This is a genomic window from Streptacidiphilus sp. BW17, assembly GCF_041262485.1.
GTDB lineage: Bacteria > Actinomycetota > Actinomycetes > Streptomycetales > Streptomycetaceae > Streptacidiphilus.
Window position 1 is genome coordinate 38102 of record NZ_JBGCCR010000016.1, and the last position, 21257, is coordinate 59358.

Here is a 21257-nt window from a genome sequence, read left to right on the forward strand (position 1 = left end):
CTCTGGTAGGCACTATGTCTGACTTCCCCGGTGCCCCCGCCCAGCCCGCCGCCGGTCTGCCCGGCGGCCGTCTCCGCGTCCTCGCTGCCATGTCCGGTGGCGTCGACTCCGCCGTGGCCGCCGCGCGCGCGGTCGAAGCGGGACACGAGGTGACCGGCGTGCACCTGGCGCTCTCCAGCAACCCGCAGTCCTTCCGCACCGGCGCGCGCGGCTGCTGCACCCTGGAGGACTCGCGGGACGCGCGCCGCGCAGCCGACGTGATCGGCATTCCCTTCTATGTCTGGGACCTGGCCGAGCGCTTCCGCGAGGACGTGATCGACGACTTCGTCGCCGAGTACGCGGCTGGCCGCACGCCGAACCCCTGCCTGCGCTGCAACGAGAAGATCAAGTTCGCGGCCCTGCTGGACAAGGCCGTCGCCCTCGGCTTCGACGCCGTCTGCACCGGCCACTACGCGCGCGTTCTCGACCTCCCGGGCGGAGGCCGCGAGCTGCACCGGGCCGTCGACCCGGCCAAGGACCAGTCGTACGTGCTCGGCGTGCTGGACGCGCAGCAGTTGGCGCACGCGATGTTCCCGCTCGGGGACACGACCAAGGAGCAGGTCCGCGTCGAGGCGGAGCAGCGCGGGCTGGCCGTTGCCAAGAAGCCGGACAGCCATGACATCTGCTTCATCGCCGACGGCGACACCCAGGGCTTCCTCGCCGACCGGCTCGGCACGGCGTCCGGCGAGATCGTCGACGTCGACGGCGCCGTGGTCGGCGAGCACAGTGGCGCCTACGGCTTCACCATCGGCCAGCGCAAGGGCCTCCGCATCGGCCGTCCGGCGGCGGACGGCAAGCCGCGGTACGTCCTGGACATCTCCCCGGTCGACAACCGCGTCACGGTCGGCCCGGTGGAGGCGCTCGACGTCTCCGCGCTGAGCGGGGTCAAGCCCCGCTGGTGCGGGAATACCGCGCCGTCCGGCACGGGCCGGTACCTCGCCCAACTCCGCGCCCACGGCGAGCCGGTGGCGGTCACTGCGGAGATCGCCGCGGACGGCGGCCTGCGCGTCGTCCTGGACGACCCGCAGCGCGGTATCGCCCCGGGACAGGCGGTCGTCCTCTATGACGGCACCCGCGTGGTGGGGTCCGCGACGATCGCGACGACGGAGCGGGCCGCGGCAGAGCTGTAGTTGCAGCAAACCAGGGCGCGGGGAACTGCGCGACAAATCACCCACGCCGGTAGAGCCCCGAACGCGCAGGGCCGTCCGCTCGTCGGCGGTTCTCGCGCAGTTCCCCGCGCCCCTGGCAGTGCATGGCACCTCTCCTGCAAATCGTTTGCGTCGTAATGGGATAATCATCGGGTGAATATCACCGTCTTCTGCTCCGCCGCCGACCTCGACGACCGCTACACCGCTCCCGCGCGTGAGTTCGCGCGTGCCCTGGGCGCGCACGGACACACCCTCGTCTGGGGTGGGTCGCACGCGGGCCTGATGGGTGTCGTCGCCGACGAGGCGAAGGCCGCGGGGGCCAAGTTGGTCGGCATCTCCGTCGAGATGCTGCGCCACAAGGCGTACCGGGGCGCGGACGAGCTGATCACCGCCGCAGACCTGCCCGAGCGCAAGACGATGCTGTTCCAGCGTGCCGACGCGATCGTCGTCCTCGTCGGCGGGCTGGGCACGCTGGACGAGGTGACCGAGGTGCTGGAGCTCAAGAAGCACGGCCTGCACGACAAGCCGGTCGTCCTGCTCGACACCGACGGTTTCTACGACGGCATGCGCACCCAGCTGGAGCGGATGGAGCGCGAGGGCTTCCTCCCGCGTCCGGTACGCGAGTTGGTGCGGTTCGCCGGCGACGGCGAGGAGGCGCTGCGCTACGCCGAGGGCGCTGCCTGATCGGGAATCCGGCCGGGAACCCCGCCAGGGATCCGACCAGGGATCGGGTCGGGGAGGACCGCGCCGGTCCCGGATCCCGCGTCACGCCGCAGCAGGCGGCCCAGGCCCTCGCGGGTCGCGACGACGATGACCCGCTCGCCGACCGTCAGCTCGCGGCCTGACTGCGGCGTCCAGTTCAGCCCTGCCCCGCCGTTGCGCCGCGGAGTCGCGACGACCCGCCACTCGCCGGGCCGGAACGCCTGCGCGACGGTGCGTCCGGCGAGTTCGTCGCCGTCCTGCACCGTGACGTCGGCGAGCAGCAGCAGTTCCCGCCGGGCGGGGATCGCGGCCAGGACCTGGCGGCCCATCATCGCGGCGGCGAACTCGGGCGCGGCCAGGTAGGACACGCTGCGGCTACGGGTCCGTGCCTCCGGATGCGCCTGCCGCAGGGCGTCGTAGACGGTGCGGGCGAAGGCATCGTCGAAGAGCCGCAGCACCACCCGCAGGTCCGGCCGCTGCTCGCGGGCGAAGAGGACCGCCTGCAGGTTGGCGCTGTCGTTGTTGGTCAGCGCCATCAGCGCCGCCGCCCGGTCGCCGCGTGCCGCGCGGAAGACGGACTCGCGGGTGAAGTCGCCGATCACCACCGGTACGCCGAGCGCCCGCATGGCGGCGACCCCCGGTACGGACGCGTCGCGTTCGATGGCGACCACCGGCACCCGCATGTCGACCAGTCGGGAGGCCACCGCCCGGCCGACGTTGCCCAGCCCGATCAGCAGCACGTGGTCGGAGACGGTCCGCCGGACCCGCCGCACGGCCGCCGTCGGCCGCACCGCGCCGACGCTGTCCAGGACCACGGCCGCGACCAGGCCGAGCAGCAGCATGCCGGTGAACATGGTGATGATCTGCAGGATCTGCCGGGCCAGCGGCTGCCCGAAGGCCGGGTTGCCCGCCGAACAGAGGTCCATCAACACGAGGTAGAGCGAGAGCCCGAGGCTGGTCCCGGTCAACTGCCAGGTGAGCACGGTGAGCAGGGCCACCAGCACGGCCAACGCCACCGCCGCGACTTGGAGCTTGCGGGAGAAGAAGCCACGGACCATCGCGAGCAACCGCCGTCCGCCCCAGGCCCGTTCGCGCGGCAGCGGCGGCGCGTCCTCGAGGTGGCGCAGGCGCACGACCGTGGTCTTGGCGTCCGCGGGAACCAGGTCGGGGCCGGGCAGCAGCGTTCCGGTGTCCTCGGTGAGCACCGCGATCGGGACGCCCTCGCTGTCCGGCAGTCCGGTCGCGTCCTCCGGCAGCACCTCGGTGACGACGGCGCAGGTGCCGCCGTTGATCGGGATCACCTGCCGGTGGCTCGGCAGCGCCGCCGAGACCAGCGCGGGGGCGGCCGTCGCCGATGCGGAGGCGACGGTGGTCGGCGCGTCCTCGCGGTCCAGCAGGGCGCGGAGCCGCTGGCCCAGCGCAGTGCTGTGGAGGCGCAGCGCCAGCCGGACGGTCGGGTTGATGCTGCGGGCGATCAGCGCGGCCTGGGTGACCGCCTGGTCGTCGTCGAGGACCAGCGCCAGCGCGTCAGCGGACCCGAGGCCCGCCCGGCGCAGCGTCGCGGCGTCCGGCTGCTCGCCGCCGAGGACCGTGATCGGTCCCGTCTCGTGGTGCAGGGCCATGAGTTGCTGGCCGTGGCCCTGGTGCGGCTCGGGGACGATGAGGACGACCCGCTCGCCGTAGAGCGCCGCGAGGTCGGCGGCGAGACGGTGGGTCAGCGCGTCGTTGCCGACCACGACCATGTGGCCGCGTCCGTCGGCTGCTGACTCCTCTCCCGTTTCCGGGTCTGCTTCCGTGAGTTGGTCCTGCAGACCGTCCGGCACCGATACCCCCAGCTCGTCGGTGGTGTGCTGTCGTCAGCACGTTGTCGACCATGGTGGCGCAACGTCGGAGCGTGCGGGCGTGGTACTGATGAACCCATGGGTACGCATGTGATCACCGGAGCGGGTTCCGGCATCGGCGCGGCGGTGGCCGCCAAGCTCAGCGAGCGCGGCGAGGAGCTGTGGCTGTTCGCCCGCGACGCGCGCCGCGCGGCGGAGCTGCGCGAGCAGTTCCCCGGCGCGCGCACGCTGGTCGGTGACCTCGGCCAGCCGGAGCGGCTCAGCTGGGCGCTGGGCCACCAGGAGCAGCCGCAGCGGATCGATTCGCTGCTGCACATCGCCGGCGTCGTCGAGCTGGGCCGGGTCGGGGACATGGGCGTCAAGGTCTGGCAGGAGACCCTGGCGGTCAACCTGCTCGCCCCCGCCGAACTGACCCGGCTGCTGCTGCCGACCGTCCGGATGGCGCGCGGCCATGTCGTCTTCGTCAACTCCGGTGCGGGCCTGCGGGCCAACAGCGAGTGGGGTGTCTACGCGGCGTCGAAGTTCGGCCTGAAGGCGCTGGCCGACTCGCTGCGGGACGAGGAGCACGGCAACGGCGTCCGGGTCACCACGGTCTACCCCGGCCGCACGGCCACGCCGATGCAGGCCAAGGTGCACGCCCAGGAGGGCCGCGACTACGAGTCGGACGCGTGGATCGCGCCGGAGTCCGTGGCCACGGCCGTGCTCACCGCGATCGACCTGCCGCGTGACGCGGAGATCACCGACCTGTCCGTACGGCCGGGCCGTTGAGCGGCGAGCTGAGGCGCAGCGCAGCGGAGCCGAAGCGAAGCGCGAGGGGACGACGGTGAGCGGCGAGCTGAGGCGTAGCGCAGTGGAGTCGAAGCGAAGCGCGAAAGGACAAGGATGAGTGCAGTGCTGCCTTTCCCCACCCTGGCAGGTCCCGGCGCGACCGGCATCGGCTCCATGCCCGGTACGGACGCCCGCGAGGCGGCCAAGACCGTCACCGGCTCGCTGGAGGCGCTGCCGCACCTGCCGGAGCTGCCCGCGCGCGGACCGGGCGCCGACATGATCGGCCGCAGTCTCGGCCTGCTGGTCGAGCTCTTCGCCAGGGTCGAGCCGTCCGGCTGGCGTTTCGGCGACCACCCCGGCCGGGACACCCGTCGGGCCCACTCCTGGCTCGGCGAGGACCTGGACGCGCTGGAGGAGTTCACCCAGGAGCGCACCGGCCCGGTCAAGGTCCAGGCCGTCGGTCCGTTCACGCTGGCCGCGTCGGTGGAACTGCAGCGCGGCGAGAAGGCGTTGGCCGATCCCGGCGCGGTCCGCGACATAGCCGCCTCGCTGACCGAGGGCCTGCGGCTGCACCTCGCCGAGGTCCGCCGCCGGATCCCGGGCGCGGAGGTGCTGCTCCAGCTGGACGAGCCGTCGCTGCCCGCGGTCCTGGCCGGGACGGTGAAGACGGCCAGCGGCTGGCAGCGGCTGCGCGCGGTCGACCGCGGCGTCGCGCAGGAGGTCCTGGGCGACGTGATCGGTTCCCTCGACGCCCCGGTCGCGGTCCACAGCTGCGCGCCCGGAGTCCCGATCGACCTGCTGCGGCGCGCGGGCGCCTCGGCGGTGTCGCTGGACGCATCCTTGCTGACGGAGCGTGACGATGATGCGATCGGTGAGGGAGTGGAAGGAGGGACGGTCTTTCTGCTCGGTGTCGTGCCGTCCGCCGACCGAAAATTGTCAGACCCGGCCGGTAGTGTCAGCGGTGTGAGGACGTTGTGGCGGCGGCTGGGCCTCGACCCGGCGCTGCTGTGGCGTTCCGTCGTGGTCACCCCGACCTGCGGCCTGGCCGGGGCGTCCCCGGCGTATGCGCGCACCGCGCTGTCACACAGCGTCATCGCGGCGCAGAGTCTGGCCGACAATCCCGAGTAGTACCGAGCCGTCATCCGAGCAGTCAACAAGGGGGTAGTTCCAGTGGCGTTGGAGGATGCTCGCGTCCGCCATGCGGAGCTCGCGCAGGAGATCGAGGACCACCGGTTCGCCTACTACGTGAAGAGCGCGCCGACCGTCAGCGACGCCGAGTTCGACCGGCTCATGCACGAGCTGGAGGCGATCGAGGAGCGTCACCCGGAGCTGCGCACGCCCGACTCCCCGACGCAGAAGGTCGGCGGGTCCTACTCCAACGAGTTCGCCGAGGTCGAGCACCTGGAGCGGCTGCTCAGCCTGGACAACGCCTTCACGGACGAGGAGCTCGACGCCTGGGCGGACCGGGTCGAGCGGGAGCTGGCCGGCCAGGAGTTCCACTACCTGTGCGAGCTGAAGATCGACGGCCTGGCGGTCAACCTCACCTACGAGAACGGCCGTCTGGTCCGCGCCGCCACGCGTGGCGACGGGCGCACGGGCGAGGACATCACCCCCAACGTCCGCACCATCGCGGAGATCCCGCACGAGCTGCGCGGCGACCAGGGCCACCCGGCGCCGGAGCTGGTCGAGATCCGCGGTGAGGTGTACTTCCCGACCGAGGCCTTCGAGGAGCTCAACGCCTCCCGGGTCGCGGCGGGGGAGGCCCCCTACGCCAACCTGCGCAACTCCGCGTCCGGTTCGCTGCGCCAGAAGGACCCGGCGGTCACCGCGCAGCGCCCGCTGCACATGATCGTCCACGGCATCGGCGCCCGGCGCGGCTTCGACATCGACTGCCAGTCCCATGCCTACGAGCTGCTCCACGCCTGGGGCCTGCCCACGGCCAAGCACAACGCTGTGGTGTCCACATTGGCCGAGGTCAAGGAGTTCATCGCCCGCTACGGCGAAGAGCGCCACAGCGTCGAGCACGAGATCGACGGCGTGGTGGTCAAGGTCGACGAGATCGCGCTGCAGGGCCGCCTCGGCTCCACCTCGCGCGCGCCGCGCTGGGCCATCGCGTGGAAGTACCCGCCGGAGGAGGTCAACACCAAGCTGCTCGACATCCGGGTCAACGTCGGCCGCACCGGGCGCTGCACGCCGTACGCCGTGATGGAGCCGGTCCATGTCGCCGGTTCGGTGGTCGAGTACGCCACCCTGCACAACCAGGACGTGGTCAAGGCCAAGGGCGTGCTGATCGGCGACACCGTCGTGCTGCGCAAGGCGGGCGAGATCATCCCCGAGGTGCTCGGCCCGGTGGTCGAGCTGCGCGACGGCACCGAGCGTGAGTTCGTCATGCCCAGCGTCTGCCCCGAGTGCGGCAGCGAGCTGCGGCCCATGTCCGAGGGCGACATCGACCTGCGCTGCCCCAACGCCCGCTCCTGCCCGGCGCAGCTGCGCGAGCGCATCTTCTATCTCGCCGGGCGCAAGGCCCTGGACGTCGAGGCGCTCGGTTACGTCGCGGCCACCGCGCTGACCCAGCCGCTGGAGCCCGTCGAGTCGCCCATCCTCAACGAGGGCGACCTCTTCGACCTCACCATCGAGAAGCTGCTCCCGATCAAGGTCGTCGTCCGGGACCAGGACACCGGCCTGCCCAAGCGCGACGAGAAAACGGGCGAGGAGAAAGTCGTCAGCTTCTTCGCCAACCTCAAGGGTGAGCCGAAGAAGACGGCCACGGCCCTCCTGGAGAACCTCGACGCGGCCAAGCAGCGTCCGCTGGCCCGGATCCTCACGGGCCTCTCCATCCGCCACGTCGGCCCCGTCGCCGCGCAGGCGCTGGCGCGCGAGTTCCGCGATCTGGACCGGATCGCGAGCGCGGGCGAGGAGGAGCTGGCCGCAGTCGAGGGTGTCGGCCCGATCATCGCCAAGGCCGTCGTCGCCTGGTTCGCCGAGGACTGGCACCGCGAGATCATCGAGAAGTGGCGTGCGGCGGGCGTCCGCTTCGTCGACGAGGCGACGGAGGAGGAGTCCGGCCCGCGCCCGCTGGAGGGGCTCACCGTCGTCGTCACCGGCACGCTCGCCGACCACACCCGCGACGGCGCGAAGGACGCCCTTCAGGCGCGCGGGGCGAAGGTCACGGGCTCGGTCTCGAAGAAAACCGACTTCGTGGTCGTCGGCGACAACCCCGGCTCCAAGTACGACAAGGCGGTCCAGCTGAAGCTGGCGGTCCTGGACGACGCCGGCTTCGCCGTCCTCCTCTCCGACGGCCCGGAGGCGGCCCGCGCGGTGGCCCTGCCGGTGGAGGAGTAGGAGCTGAGGGGAACGGCCGGCGTCGGTCCGTCGTTCCCCTTTGTTGTCGGCTGAACGCCCGTCAGGACCGGATCGTCCCGGGTCCGCTTCATGGTGATTTCGCATCAACTGACGTGAAGCGAACTAGAGAACGGTCATTCACGGTTATTGACGGGCAAACAGGTCATTCCAGCCATGGATAGGACACCGGTCGGTCACAGGGCGTCCGATTGTCGCTCACATGTGGGAGGCGCGGCTTAGGCTGGTTCCGACCCGGTCGATTTGGACCAGTCGGTCCCCTCGGGGCGAGCGGGGAAGCAAGAGGAACACCCATGGAGCGCACGTCCAGGCCTGACCGCGCCGGGCTTGCAGCCCGGGTCGCGATCTTCCTCGGCGTGGCCGTCGCCGGGGCGGCGCCGCTGGTGCCGCTGGCTCAGGTAGTAGGGCGGCATGCGCCGTTGCTGTTGCCGCTCTTCGCCGTGCCGGTGGCCGTGCTCTTCGCGGCGTGGTGGTTCGGGCGGCAGCGGCTGCGCGAAGGGGTGACCGACCGGCTGACCGGGCTGCCGAACCGGTCCGGTCTGCGGCTGGCAGCCGCGCGGGCGGGTGCCGCGCACGACCGGTACGCGCTGCTGCTGCTCGACCTGGACCGCTTCCGCTCGCTCAACGACACGCTCGGGCATCTGGCCGGAGACCGGCTGCTGGTCCAGGTGGCCCGGAGGCTGCGGACGTTGGCCGCCGAGCACGGTGCGCTGGTGGCGCGCATGGGCGGGGACGAGTTCGCCGTGCTGGTGCTGGACCCGCCACGCGAGTCCGCCGAACTGCTGCGGCTGGCACGGGGGTTCACTGCGGGCGTGGCCGTGCCGATCCATGTGGACGGGCTGCAGCTGGTGTTGGAGTCGAGCAGCGGCATCGCCGTCCTGCCCGACCACGCCCCGGACGCTGAATCGTTGCTGCGCCGCGCCGACATCGCCATGGCGCATGCCCAGCGCAGCCGGGCCGGGGTGGCCGTCTACCAGTCGGGCCAGGAGGAGGACACCCCGCTTCGGCTCGGCCTCCTCGGCGACCTGCGGCGCGCGCTCGACCTGGGTGAGGTGCAGATCCACTACCAGCCCAAGGTGGCCTTCGACGGCAGCGTCGTCGGCCTGGAGGCGCTGGTCCGCTGGTCGCGCGCCGGGCGCGGACCGGTGAGCCCCGAGGAGTTCGTCGGCCTGGCCGAGTCCAGTGGCCTGATGCCGCAGCTGACCGACTACGTGCTGGAGGCCGCCGTCTCGCAGTTGGCGAGCTGGCGGGAGGAGGGCATCGGGGTCAAGGTCGCGGTCAACGTCTCGCCCAGGGACGTGCTGCGTCCCGGGTTCGCGATGGGCGTGGCCGACCGGCTGGCCCGGCACGGGGTTCCGGCGGACGCGCTGCAACTGGAGATCACCGAGCGTCTGCTGCTGGAGGACGGCCAGCGGGCCGCCGAGACGCTGGAGGAGCTGCGCCAGCACGGCGTCGGCATGTCGCTCGACGACTTCGGCACCGGCTATTCCTCGCTGGTCCGGCTGCGCAGGCTGCCGGTGGGTGAGCTCAAGATCGACCGGTCCTTCGTCAGCCGCATGGTCGCCGACGACCACGACGCGGCCGTGGTCCGCTGTTCGGTGCAGTTGGCGCACTCGCTCGGGCTGACCGTGGTCGCCGAGGGCGTCGAGGACGACGAGACCTGGGAGCAGCTCCAGGGCATGGGCTGCGACGCGGTCCAGGGCTGGCTGGTCTCCGCCGCCCTCCCCGCCGACCAGGCCACCGCCTGGCTGCGGACGCATGTGACGACTGCGCACGCCTGACGATTCGTGCGCACTCCTGAGCGCTCCTGAGCATGCGCACATCTGACCAGCGGCAACAATTCTTTGACGAATCTTCAACGATTGAGATCGCCTTTCGTGACCAGCGCTTTTGTCGTGTCTGGCCGAAAAGCATCGGCTGAAAATCGTGTGATGTGGATCACTTATGAGTTGACCGTGTACATGCTAGATTGCAGCGCGTTCGAGGAATTCCTCGGGCGTGGCATTCGCGATTTTGTGTATCCGGGAGGTTCTCATGGTTGAGGTCATGGAGCAGTCGCACGAATACATGCCGCCGGCGCTGGTCGAGGTCGGAGAGTTCAACGAGGACACCCTCGGTGGGCTGGGAACCGTGCCGGACTGGTTCTTCAACATGAACTGGTAGTCACGGCTGCCCTCCGCCCACCGCGCGGAATCGTGGCGCAGGCCGGATCACATTTCCGCCCGCCGGTCTGCGCCACTCCCGCCGGTCTGTGCAACTCCCCGTGCTGCGCAACTTCCCGAACGTCCCTGCATCTTCCCGAACTTCCCTGCGACTTGAACGGTGGTGGCGGCAAGCGATGGGTCCCGGCTTCGTGGTCCTGCCCGACCTCCCCGGCGCGGAGGAGATCGCCGAACGCGCGGCGGCCGCGGCGACGGTCGCGCAGGTCGTCCCGCACGCCTCGGGTCGCCCCTGGTTGGTGGGGACTTGGGCGCCCGGAGCGGTGACGCTCGCCACGGCCGGTCCGGCGCGCCTCGCGGTGATCGGCCGCTGCCCGTTGCCCGTACGGGAGCTGGAAGCGCTGGCGGGCTGCATCCAGGGCCCCTCCGACGCTGGACGCACCCTCGCGCCGCTACGCGGAGCCTGCCACCTCGCCCTGTCCCTCCCCGGACGGGTGCGCGTCCAGGGCAGCGCCTCCGGACTCCGACGCGTCTTCCGCGTCCAGGTTGCGGGTGTCACCGTCGCCGCCGACCGCGCCGACCTGTTGGCCGCGCTGACCGCGGCGCCTCCGGACGAGCAGGTCCTCGCCCTGCGCGTCGCCTGCGGCCTGCAACTGCCGTACCCCGCCAATGCCATGACCATGTGGTCGGGAATCACCGCCGTGGCCCCGGAAAACGCCGTCGAGTGGGACGGCGAGAGGGTCAGGGAATTCACGTGGTGGAAAGCACCCGAGCCCGTCCTCGGTCTTTCCGAAGGTGCGGAGGTCGTCCGCGAGGCGCTTCTCGCCGCCACCGCCGGAATACGACCGGAAAGCGGCAGGTTGAGCGCCGACCTCTCGGGCGGAATGGATTCCACCTCGCTCTGCTTTCTCGCCGCCCGCGAGGTTCCCGACCTGCTGACCTTCCGCTGGGGCGAGGCGGAGTCGGGAAACGACGACGCGCAGTTCGCGGAATTCGCGCGGAAGGAACTCGCCCGCGCGGACCATCTCGTGGTCCCGCAGGACGAGTTGCCGGACATGTTCGCCGCGCCCGGAGCGCCCGTGCCGGGTGACCTGCCCAGCCCGTTGACCCGCGCCACCGCCCGGATCCGGCACAGCGCCGAGCTGTTGGCCCGCCACGGCTCCGTCCGGCACCTGGCCGGGCACGGTGGCGACGAGCTCTTCTGTCCGATGCCCGGCTACCTCCACGGCCTGCTGCGCCGGCGTCCGCTCACCGCACTGCGGCACGTCCGCGCGCACAGTGCGCTGCGCCGCTGGCCGCTCCGTCCCACCCTGGCCGGGCTGGCCCGACCGGGCTCCGTCACCGGCTGGTGGACCGAGCAGGCCGAGCAGTTGACGGACCCCCGACCGCCCCGGCGTCTCCCGCCGCTCGGCTGGGGCCTCGGCCCTATGCGTGCGCCGTCCTGGGTCACCGCCGACGCGGCGGACCTCGCACGCAGCGCGCTGCGCGGCGTGGCCGAGCAGGCCGCGCCGCTGGCCGACGACATCGGCGTGCACCAGACGCTGCTGGTCGTCCGCTCCAACACGGTCACCTACCGCCTCCTCGGCGGCCTCTACGCCGAACACGGCATCGAGCTGGAGTCGCCGTACCTCGACGACCGGGTGCTCGACGCCGTGCTGCGCGTCCGCCCGTACGCGCACGCGGGGCCCTGGCGGTTCAAGCCGCTGCTGACCGAGGCGGTCGCCGGGCTCGTCCCGGACCGGGTCCGCAACCGAAGCACCAAGGGCGAGTTCGGCGAGGACGTCCGCCGCGGCCTGCGTCGCAACCTGCCCGCGGTGCTGGAGCTGCTGGGGCCCGACTCGGAGCTCGCCTCCCGGGGCCTGATCGACCCCGTCGAGCTGCGCACCCGCCTGACGGGCCCTCAGGCGGACAACGCCGCGGTCCAGGCGCTGGAGAACCTTCTCGGCTGCGAGAGCTGGCTGCGTGTGGCCGATCGTCCGCCCCTTTCCGCTGTAGCCCAGGAGGCCTGACCGGTGCGACTCCACCCCGACGTCTCGATGACCGACACCGAGGACGGCACGGTCCTGCTGCACGGCCGTACCGGCCGCTACTGGCAGCTCAACACCACCGGCCGCGACGTCCTCCAAGGCCTCCTCGCCGGCCGGACCCCGACCGAGCTGGCCGCCACGCTGGCGGCGGCACACGGGATCGGCGTCGAGCGCGCGAAGACCGACGTCAAGGCGGTGCTGTCGCAGCTGGCCTCGGCGGAGCTGATGCTGCCGTGAGCGTGCAGATGTCCCTCGACCACCGTGCGGCCCTCCCGCTGTGGCGGCGTCCGGCGCCGCTGCTCGCCGTGGGCGTCGCGCGTCTGCTGGCGCGGGTCAAGCCCGCGACACTGCGGAAGGTGCTGGAGTTCGCCCGTCGCGGCGCGGATGCCGCGACGGCGCGGCAGGCAGCGGTCGCGCGGGAGCAGGTCGTGGCCGTGAGCGCGCGCTGTGCGGGCAATAACTGCCTCCAGCGGTCGATCGCGGCGGCGTTGCTGTGCCGCGCGCGCGGCACCTGGCCGACCTGGTGCACGGGGGTGCGTACGCACCCGTTCGCGGCACACGCCTGGATCCAGGTGGACGGCGAGCCGATCGGCGAACCGCACCCGGCAGGGTTCTTCCACCCGCTGCTCGCGGTCCCGCCTCAGTCTGTTTAGGCGGTGCGGACGTTGCACCCACCTCAGAGCCCCGCGCCCCTGAGGTGGATGGTTCCCGCCACCCGAATAGTGCGCGCAGCGCTTCGCGGACCTCCGTAGGATGGGGACACCTCCGTGTCAATAGACTCGGCCAGGTCCGTTTCCTTCACCCACCAGAGGATCGCTGCATGCCTGGCATTACGCGCGAGGAGGTCGCCCACCTCGCCCGGCTGTCGCGGCTGGAGCTCAAGAGCGAAGAGCTTGACCACTTCGCCGAGCAGCTGAACGACATCGTGGACGCGGTCGCCCGCGTCAGCGAGATCGCCGCCGAAGACGTCCCGCCGACCTCGCACCCGCTGCCGCTGACCAACGTCATGCGCGCCGACGAGGTGCGCCCCTCGCTCAGCCCCGACGAGGTGCTGGCCTGCGCTCCGGCCGCGGAGGAGCAGCGCTTCCGTGTCCCGCAGATCCTCGGGGAGGACTGAGAAACCGTGGCCGACCTGATCCACTACACCGCCGCCGAGACCGCCGAGGCGATCGCCTCCGGCACGGTCTCCGCCGTCGAGGTCGCGCAGGCGCACCTGGACCGCATCAACGCCGTGGACGAGAAGGTGCACGCCTTCCTCCACGTGGACACGGACGGCGCGCTCGACGCCGCCCGCGCCGTGGACGCCAAGCGCGCCGCAGGCGAGGAGCTCGGCCCGCTGGCCGGTGTCCCGATCGCGCTGAAGGACGTCTTCACCACCAAGGGCGTGCCGACCACCGCCGGGTCCAAGATCCTCGAGGGCTGGATCCCGCCGTACGACGCGACCCTGACCCGCCGCCTCAAGGAGGCGGGCGTGGTGATCCTCGGCAAGACCAACATGGACGAGTTCGCCATGGGGTCCTCCACCGAGAACTCCGCCTACGGCCCGACCGGCAACCCGTGGGACCTCTCCAGGATCCCGGGCGGCTCCGGTGGTGGCTCCGCCGCCGCGCTCGCCGCGTACGAAGCGCCGCTGGCCATCGGCACCGACACCGGTGGCTCGATCCGTCAGCCGGGCGCCGTCACCGGCACCGTGGGCGTCAAGCCGACCTACGGCAGCGTCTCCCGCTACGGTCTGATCGCCTTCTCGTCCTCGCTCGACCAGGGCGGTCCCTGCGCCCGTACGGTCCTGGACGCGGCGCTGCTGCACGAGGCCATCGCCGGGCACGACCCGATGGACTCGACCTCGATCAACGCCCCCGTCCCGCAGGTCGTGGCCGCGGCCCGCCAGGCGGACGTCAAGGGCATGCGCGTCGGCGTGGTCACGGAGTTCGGCGGCGAGGGCTACCAGGCCGGTGTGATGCAGCGCTTCCACGAGTCGGTGGAGCTGCTCCGCTCGCTGGGCGCCGAGATCGTCGAGATCTCCTGCCCGTCCTTCACCTACGCGCTCCCGGCGTACTACCTGATCGCCCCGTCCGAGGCCTCCTCCAACCTGGCCCGCTTCGACGCGATGCGCTACGGCCTGCGCGTCGGCGACGACGGCAACCGCTCGGCGGAGGAGGTCACCGCGCTGACCCGCGAGGCCGGCTTCGGCCCGGAGGTCAAGCGCCGCATCATGCTCGGCACCTACGCGCTGAGCTCGGGCTACTACGACGCCTACTACGGCTCGGCTCAGAAGGTCCGGACGCTGATCACCCGCGACTTCGACCGCGCCTTCGCGGACGTCGACGTGCTGATCTCGCCGACCACGCCGACCACCGCCTTCCCGATCGGCGAGCGCGCCGACGACCCGATGGCGATGTACTTGGCGGACCTCTGCACCATTCCGTCGAACCTGGCGGGCAATGCGGCCATGTCGGTCCCCGTGGGGCTGGCTCCGGAGGACAATCTCCCGGTCGGCCTGCAGATCATCGCCCCCGCGCTGGCCGACGACCGGCTGTACCGCGTGGGTGCGGCGGTCGAGGCGGCACTCAACGAGAAGTGGGGACACCCCCTGCTGGAGGAGGCACCGGCACTATGAGCAAGCTCGAAACGGCCAAGGGCTTCAAGCACACCAAGCCGGGCCTGATGGTGGGCATCGGCGGCAGCGCCTTCGGCGCCTTCGGCATCGTCAAGGACCTGAAGAAGGCCCGCGCCGAGGCCGACACCCTCAAGCTGATCAACGCCGCCGTCGGCGCCCTCGCCCTGGTCACCAGCACTCTGCTGCTCGTCCGCGAGCTGCGCCGGCTGGGCCAGGACGACATCCTCGCCGACTGACTCAGACCGCAAGCCACACCCTGAAAGGACGCCTTTGTGAGCGTCATTGACCTGGTCCCGTACGAGGAGGCCCTGGCCTCGTACGACCCGGTGATGGGCCTTGAGGTCCATGTCGAGCTGGGTACCAAGACCAAGATGTTCTGCGGTTGTTCGACCGCGCTGGGCGCGGAGCCGAACACCCAGGTCTGCCCGACCTGCCTGGGGTTGCCGGGCTCACTGCCGGTCGTGAACGCGATCGGCGTGGAGTCCGCGATCCGCATCGGTCTCGCGCTGAACTGCGAGATCGCCGAGTGGTGCCGCTTCGCCCGGAAGAACTACTTCTATCCGGACATGCCGAAGAACTTCCAGACCTCCCAGTACGACGAGCCGATCGCCTTCAACGGCTACCTGGACGTCCAGCTGGAGGACGGCGAGGTCTTCCGGGTGCAGATCGAGCGCGCCCACATGGAGGAGGACACCGGCAAGTCCACCCACGTCGGTGGTGCCACGGGCCGTATCCACGGCGCCGAGTACTCGCTGCTGGACTACAACCGGGCCGGCATCCCGCTGATCGAGATCGTCACCAAGCCGATCGAGGGCGCGGGCGACCGCGCGCCCGAGGTGGCCCGTGCCTACGTGGCGGAGCTGCGTGAGCTGATCCGTGCCCTCGGTGTGTCCGAGGCCCGCATGGAGATGGGTCAGATGCGCTGTGACGTCAACCTGTCGTTGATGCCCAAGGGTGCGACGAAGTTCGGCACCCGCAGCGAGACCAAGAACGTCAACTCGCTGCGCAGCGTCGAGCGGGCCGCCCGGTTCGAGGTCCAGCGGCACGCCGCGGTCCTCAACGCGGGTGGCACGATCGTCCAGGAGACGCGCCACTTCCACGAGGAGGACGGCTCCACCACCTCGGGCCGGATCAAGGAGGAGGCGGAGGACTACCGCTACTTCCCCGAGCCGGACCTGGTCCCGGTCGCGCCCGCGCGCGAGTGGGTCGAGGAGCTGCGCGCCTCGCTGCCGGAGCTGCCGCGCGTCCGCCGCCAGCGGCTGCAGCAGGAGTGGGGCATCTCGGCCACCGAGATGCAGTCCGCGCTCAACGCCGGTGCCATCGAGCTGATCCTGGCCACCATCGACGCCGGCGCCCCGGCCGACCAGGCCCGCAAGTGGTGGCTGGGCGAGCTGGCCCGCCGCTCCAACGAGGACGGCGTCGAGCTGGCCGCGCTGCCGATCACCCCGGCCCAGGTGGCCCGGGTCTCGGCGCTGGTGGCCGAGGGCAAGCTGAACGACAAGCTGGCCCGCCAGGTCATCGAGGGCGTGCTGGCCGGCGAGGGCGAGCCGGACGCGGTCGTGGAGAAGCGCGGCCTGGCCGTCGTCTCCGACGACTCCGCGCTCGGCGCGGCCGTCGACGCGGCGCTGGCGTCGCAGCCGGACGTGGCCGACAAGATCCGCTCGGGCAAGTTCGCCGCGGCGGGCGCGCTGGTCGGCGCGGTCATGAAGGCCACCCGTGGCCAGGCCGACGCGGCCCGCGTCAAGGAGCTGATCTTCGAGAAGCTCGGCGTACAGCCTGAATAGCAAAGACAGGCCGAGTCGGACCGGTGCCTAAGGACTTCTCCGTCTAAGGCCCCGGTGTCTTAGGCCGAACGGACCGCCGTTCTGAGTACTCATCGGGTACTCGGGGCGGCGGTCCGTCGTTTCTAAGGCTCCCGGGTGGATCAGGATCGGGCATGCGCCCCATGTGGGGGACCCCACTGGGAGAGGAGATTGGACATCGTCAAGGGGGCGTCCCCCGAGAAACCACCCACAGGGGAGAACGACGATGTTCGAGTTCCAGATGATCCAGGCCCGCCAGGACGAGCTGATCGCTGCCGCCGACCAGCACCGGCTGGTCCGTGAGGCCGCCCGCGCCAACCGCAGCAACAAGGACCGGGGGGCGGGTGAGTCGCGCCGGAGCCGTCGGAGCAGCGGCTCGGTACGCGACGTCCTCCACTCCGTGGCCCGCTAAATAACAGCTGATCAGCCCGGAGATGTGCCATGCTGCCGAGCGTGGAGCGGATATCTGTCAGTCCCGTGTTCATCGGACGCGGATCGGAGATGGCCGCCCTCACCCAGGCGCTGCAGCGAGCTGACGGGGGACAGCCGCAGGTTCTGCTGATCGGGGGAGAGGCGGGGGTCGGCAAGACCAGGCTGCTGGAGGAGTTCCAGCACGCCGCCGAGGCTCGGGGGGCTTCGGTGGTGGTCGGGGGATGCCTGGAGATCGGCGCGGAGGGCCTGCCCTTCGCGCCGTTCGCCACCGTCCTGCGGCGGTTGCACCGCGGCGAGCTCGGGCCCGGGCTCGAACTCGCCGCGGTCGGCCGGGAGAGCAGCCTGGCCCGGCTGCTGCCCGACATGCTGCCGGACCTGGGCGAGGCGCCGCCCGAGGCCCATGACGAGTACGCCCGGGCCCGGCTCTTCGACCACACCGCGCAGCTCTTCGAGCAGCTCACCGCCGAGCGCACGCTCGTCCTCGCGGTCGAGGACCTGCACTGGTCCGACCGCTCGACCCGGGAGCTCTTCGCCTTCCTGGTCCGCACCCTGCACCGGGCGCGGCTGGTGCTGCTCGGCACCTACCGCACCGACGACCTGCACCGGCGTCACCCGGTCCGGCCCTACCTGGCCGAGCTGGAGCGGCTCCGCACCGTCCAGCGGCTCGAACTGCCGCGCCTGGCCCAGCGCGAGGTGGCCCGTCAGCTGGCCGGGATCCTCAGCCCGGCCCGGCCCACCGCCGAGCTGGTGCAGAAGATCTTCCGCCGCTCCGAGGGAAACCCGTTCTTCGTCGAGGAGTTGGCCGTCTCCCATCAGCAGGGCTGCAGCACCGGACTCACCGACTCGCTGCGTGACCTGTTGCTGGTCCGGATGGAGGCGCTGCCCGAGGAGACCCAGTCGATGCTGCGCGTGCTCGCGGCCGGGGGTTCCCGCGTCGAGCACGGCCTGCTGGCCGCCGTCCTCGAGTCCGCCGGAGTGCTCGACGAGGACGAGCTGATAGACGCGCTGCGCACCGCCGTCGGCGCCAACATCATCCAGCCCACCTCCGACGGCGACGGTTACCGCTTCCGGCACGCCCTGGTCCGGGAGGCGGTCGGCGACGACCTGATGCCGGGGGAGAGCACCCGGATCAACCGCCGCTACGCCACCGCCCTGGAGGCCGACCCGGCCCTGGTCTCCGCCGACCAGCGCTCGGCCCGGCTCGCGGGCTACTGGTACTGCGCCCACGACGCCGCCCGCGCCGTCCCGGCCGTGCTCAACGCCGGACGCGAGGCCCGCCGCCGCAACGCCTTCGCCGAGCAACTGCGGATGCTGGACCGCGCGTTGGAGCTGTGGGACGACGTGCCCGACGAGGTCCGCGCCACGCTGCGCGACTACGACCGCGCGGACGAGAGCTACCCGGCCTGCCGCGGCGTCCACGGTTCCGCCGGTGGCGGCGAAGGTGACTGCGGCGGGGAGTGCGGTTCTGACTGCGGCGCGATCCAGCTGGTCGACCTGCTGGCCGAGGCCACGGTCGCGGCGCGGCTCAGCGGTGAGACCGACCGCGGTCTGCGCTACACCAAGCGCGCGCTGCGCCTGCTCGACGAGCAGCGCACCCCGGAGCGCGCCGCCTGGTTCCGGCTGGCCCGCGCGCGGGCGCTGCGCCACGACGTCGGCTCGCGTTCGGAAGAGGACCTGCAGAGAGCGCTCGAGTTGCTCGAAGGGCGCAAACCGAGCGCGGTCCTGGCCGAGCTGCTGCACCGTCAGGCTGTCGACGGGATGCTGGGCGACCCGCGCCGCGAGCACCTCGACGCCGCCCGCCGTTCGGCCGAGATCGCCGAACAGGTCGGCGCGACGTCACTGCGGCTGCACGCCCGGCTGACCCTGGGCATGCTGCACTGCGCCTTCGGCGAGCTGGAGACCGGTGCGGCGCTGCTCGCCGAGATCCAGGAGCAGGCGGACGCGTCCGGCGACATGGACCTGCGCTCCCGCGTCTACACCAACCTCTCCAGCCACCACGAGATCCAGGGCCGCTCGCGTCGCGCGGCCGAGGTGGCCCGCACCGGGCTCGCCGTGATCCGCGCCAACGGCATGGCCGGCTACACGGGCACGATCATCCTGGGCAACCTGGCCGAGCCGCTGATCTCGCTCGGCGAGCTGGACGAGGCCGCCCAGTTGCTGGCCGAGGAGCCCAACTGGTCCGGGCAGCGCGCCCATCGGGACTTCATGGAGCGGCTGCGCGGCGAGATCGCCTACCTGCGCGGCGACCTGGCGTCCGCGACCGAGCATCTCGCCGAGGCCCGCCGTCCCGGAACGATCTGGCAGCCGCAGAAGTACCTGCCGGTCACGCTGCTGGCGATGCGGCTCGCCGCCGCGCAGGGCCGCTATGCGGACGCGCGGGCGGAACTGCTGACGCTGCTGGAGGCCGGACGCGTCGAGGGTCACGACCGCGCCTGGTGGGCCCTGTTGGCGACCGCCGCCGCGGTCGAGGCGGACGCCCGCCACCTGCCGACGATGGCCGCGGGCCGGGCGGAGATCCTCGCCCGGATCCGGGAGGTCGCCGCGGGTCTGGCCCGGGGCCTGCCGCTGTTCGAGGGCTGGTCGGCGGTCCTCACGGCGGAGTTGGCCCGTGCGGAGGGCACGGCCCGCGTGGCGGACTGGCGGCGTGCGGCCGAGGCGTTGTCCCAGCTGGAGTGCCCGTTCCCGCGCGACCTGGCCCTGCTGCGCCTCGCGGAGGCGCACGCGGCGGACGGCGAGAAGGCGGCGGCAAGCGCGGTCGCCCGCGAGTCCGCGGCGCTGGCGCGCCGCCACGGCGACCAGCTGATGCAGCGCGAGCTGCGCAGCCTCGCGGAGCGGGCGCGGCTCAGCCTCTCGGAGGGTGACGCCGCCGCGCCGGACGACGGAGCGGACGAGACGTTCCAGGACGCGTTCCACCTGACTCCGCGCGAGCGTGACGTCCTGAAGCTGCTCGCCCTGGGACGGACGAACCGTCAGATCGCGGAGGAGCTGTTCATCTCACCGAAGACGGCGAGTGTGCACGTCTCGAACATTCTCGCCAAGCTGGAGGTCACGGGCCGAGGAGAGGCCGCGGCGGTCGCACACCGGCTTCGCCTGGTTTCGGCGGGATGAGTGCGGTTCCCTGAGCAGACTCATTTGCAAGGCGAGGTAGTTGCACCCTCAGGGGCGCGGGGCTCTGCTCATGTGCGGCTCCGCCGCGCGGGCGCGAGACACCACCCTGTGCAGATGGCCCTGCGCATCGAGGACCATCCGCATGTCGGCGGCTTGTCGCGCCCGTGCGGCGGAGCCGCACATGAGCAGAGCCCGCGCCCCTGGACAGTGCCAACGTCCCCGCCGGTCCGGAAGCGCTCCGCCGTCCCGCGTTAGGGTCACTGCATGAGCGCCCGCTACCTGCTTCCGTACGCCCCCGATGATCTCGGTCCGCTCCCGGACCGCCTCGCAGCGGACGTGCTGGTCTGGGACGGGGACAGCCCCGCGCCCGCCCCCGCGGAGCTGGAAGGCATCGAGTTCTTCTGCCTCCCGTACATGCGCCACCCCGTCGCCCTCCGGCTGTTCCCGAACCTCCCCGCGCTGCGGGTCGTCCAGACGCTCACCGCCGGGATGGACGACGTGCTGCCGCACGTGCCCGCCGGGGTCACCGCGTGCAACGCACGCGGGCTGCACGACGCGAGCACCGCCGAGCTCGCGGTGACGCTGATCCTCGCCTCGCTGCGCGGGATCCCGCGCTTCTCCCGGCTCCAGGCCGAAGGCCAGTGGCGGCAGGAGTTCCACCAGTCGCTCGCCGACAAGACCGTGCTGATCCTCGGGCACGGTTCCATCGGCCACGCCCTCGCCGCGCGCCTCGCGCCGTTCGAGTGCGAGGTCGTTCCCGTCGCCCGGACCGCCCGTCCGGACGAGGGCGTCCACTCCGTCTCCGAGTTGCCGACGCTCCTGCCGACCGCCGACGTCGTGGTGCTGCTGACGCCGCTCACGCCCGAGACGCGACACCTCGTCGACGCCTCGTTCCTGGCCCGGATGAAGGACGGCGCGTTGCTCGTCAACGTCGCGCGCGGTCCCGTCGTGGACACCGACGCACTGCTCAAGGAGCTGACCGCCAAGCGGCTGCGTGCCGCGCTGGACGTGACCGATCCCGAGCCGCTGCCCGCCGACCATCCGCTGTGGCACGCGCCGGGAACACTGATCACCCCTCATGTCGGCGGTCCCAGCTCGGCGTTCCTGCCGCGGGCGAAGCGCCTGCTCCGGGCGCAGGTGCTGCGCTACGAGGGCGGGGAGACCATGGCCAACGTCATTCCTATGGTCTGAACCACCTGAACGATCCCCTCGCGCAACCGTGCGCCCCCGGCGTGCGCCCACGACTTCTCCTTC

Annotated in this window: 17 protein-coding genes and 1 pseudogene; 17 read left to right on the forward strand and 1 reads right to left on the reverse strand. The window is 71.7% G+C overall.

What is annotated here, in order from left to right; genetic code table 11:
- Positions 1-14 precede the first annotated feature (14 nt).
- Both mnmA and ABH940_RS20485 read left to right on the forward strand, forming a co-directional pair.
- Complete coding sequence (gene mnmA / locus ABH940_RS20480; RefSeq protein WP_370060794.1) at positions 15-1169, forward strand: tRNA 2-thiouridine(34) synthase MnmA; 1155 nt, start codon at positions 15-17, stop codon at positions 1167-1169.
- Positions 1170-1340: 171 nt separating this feature from the next.
- On the forward strand, positions 1341-1871 hold the full coding sequence (locus tag ABH940_RS20485) for a TIGR00730 family Rossman fold protein (protein ID WP_370060793.1): 531 nt from the start codon (positions 1341-1343) through the stop codon (positions 1869-1871).
- Here ABH940_RS20485 and ABH940_RS20490 read toward each other — a convergent pair.
- On the reverse strand, positions 1850-3712 hold the full coding sequence (locus ABH940_RS20490) for an NAD-binding protein (protein ID WP_370060792.1): 1863 nt from the start codon (positions 3710-3712) through the stop codon (positions 1850-1852). The two genes, ABH940_RS20485 and ABH940_RS20490, sit on opposite strands and share 22 nt — an antisense overlap.
- A gap of 96 nt (positions 3713-3808) precedes the next feature.
- Between ABH940_RS20490 and ABH940_RS20495 the strand changes: the two genes are divergently transcribed.
- From ABH940_RS20495 to ABH940_RS20565, 15 genes and pseudogenes are all read left to right on the forward strand, one after another.
- Positions 3809-4498 carry an SDR family oxidoreductase gene (locus tag ABH940_RS20495; RefSeq protein ID WP_370060791.1) on the forward strand — a complete coding sequence of 230 codons (690 nt, stop codon included), beginning with the start codon at positions 3809-3811 and terminating at the stop codon, positions 4496-4498.
- A 114-nt stretch (positions 4499-4612) separates the two neighbouring features.
- Complete coding sequence (locus ABH940_RS20500; protein WP_370060790.1) at positions 4613-5626, forward strand: methionine synthase; 1014 nt, start codon at positions 4613-4615, stop codon at positions 5624-5626.
- 42 nt (positions 5627-5668) lie between these two features.
- Complete coding sequence (gene ligA, locus ABH940_RS20505) at positions 5669-7840, forward strand: NAD-dependent DNA ligase LigA (RefSeq protein WP_370105914.1); 2172 nt, start codon at positions 5669-5671, stop codon at positions 7838-7840.
- Positions 7841-8169: 329 nt separating this feature from the next.
- A pseudogene (locus ABH940_RS20510) lies at positions 8170-9639 on the forward strand (putative bifunctional diguanylate cyclase/phosphodiesterase); the annotation flags it as partial.
- A 253-nt stretch (positions 9640-9892) separates the two neighbouring features.
- The gene (locus ABH940_RS20515) at positions 9893-10021 is read left to right on the forward strand and encodes a lasso RiPP family leader peptide-containing protein (RefSeq protein WP_370060788.1); all 129 of its coding nucleotides are present in this window, start codon (positions 9893-9895) and stop codon (positions 10019-10021) included.
- 175 nt (positions 10022-10196) lie between these two features.
- Positions 10197-12026, forward strand: a complete 1830-nt coding sequence (locus ABH940_RS20520) for a lasso peptide isopeptide bond-forming cyclase (protein WP_370105915.1) — start codon at positions 10197-10199, stop codon at positions 12024-12026.
- A gap of 3 nt (positions 12027-12029) precedes the next feature.
- Complete coding sequence (locus tag ABH940_RS20525; RefSeq protein WP_370060786.1) at positions 12030-12281, forward strand: lasso peptide biosynthesis PqqD family chaperone; 252 nt, start codon at positions 12030-12032, stop codon at positions 12279-12281.
- 8 nt (positions 12282-12289) lie between these two features.
- Positions 12290-12697, forward strand: a complete 408-nt coding sequence (locus ABH940_RS20530; protein WP_370061835.1) for a lasso peptide biosynthesis B2 protein — start codon at positions 12290-12292, stop codon at positions 12695-12697.
- Between the two features lie 167 nt (positions 12698-12864).
- Complete coding sequence (gene gatC, locus ABH940_RS20535; protein ID WP_370060785.1) at positions 12865-13161, forward strand: Asp-tRNA(Asn)/Glu-tRNA(Gln) amidotransferase subunit GatC; 297 nt, start codon at positions 12865-12867, stop codon at positions 13159-13161.
- Positions 13162-13167: 6 nt separating this feature from the next.
- A complete protein-coding gene (gatA, locus tag ABH940_RS20540; protein ID WP_370105916.1) occupies positions 13168-14661 on the forward strand; it encodes an Asp-tRNA(Asn)/Glu-tRNA(Gln) amidotransferase subunit GatA in 1494 nt (497 codons plus the stop codon).
- Complete coding sequence (locus ABH940_RS20545) at positions 14658-14897, forward strand: hypothetical protein (protein ID WP_370060783.1); 240 nt, start codon at positions 14658-14660, stop codon at positions 14895-14897. Before gatA ends, ABH940_RS20545 begins: the two co-directional genes overlap by 4 nt.
- 36 nt (positions 14898-14933) lie before the next feature.
- Positions 14934-16445 (forward strand): Asp-tRNA(Asn)/Glu-tRNA(Gln) amidotransferase subunit GatB, encoded by a 1512-nt coding sequence (gene gatB, locus ABH940_RS20550; protein WP_370060782.1) that lies wholly within the window; start codon positions 14934-14936, stop codon positions 16443-16445.
- Between the two features lie 244 nt (positions 16446-16689).
- Positions 16690-16875 (forward strand): hypothetical protein, encoded by a 186-nt coding sequence (locus tag ABH940_RS20555; protein WP_370060781.1) that lies wholly within the window; start codon positions 16690-16692, stop codon positions 16873-16875.
- An 89-nt stretch (positions 16876-16964) separates the two neighbouring features.
- Entirely contained in the window at positions 16965-20003 is a 3039-nt protein-coding gene (locus tag ABH940_RS20560) for an AAA family ATPase (protein ID WP_370105917.1), read from the forward strand.
- Between the two features lie 264 nt (positions 20004-20267).
- The gene (locus ABH940_RS20565) at positions 20268-21194 is read left to right on the forward strand and encodes a 2-hydroxyacid dehydrogenase (protein ID WP_370060779.1); all 927 of its coding nucleotides are present in this window, start codon (positions 20268-20270) and stop codon (positions 21192-21194) included.
- Positions 21195-21257: the final 63 nt, after the last annotated feature.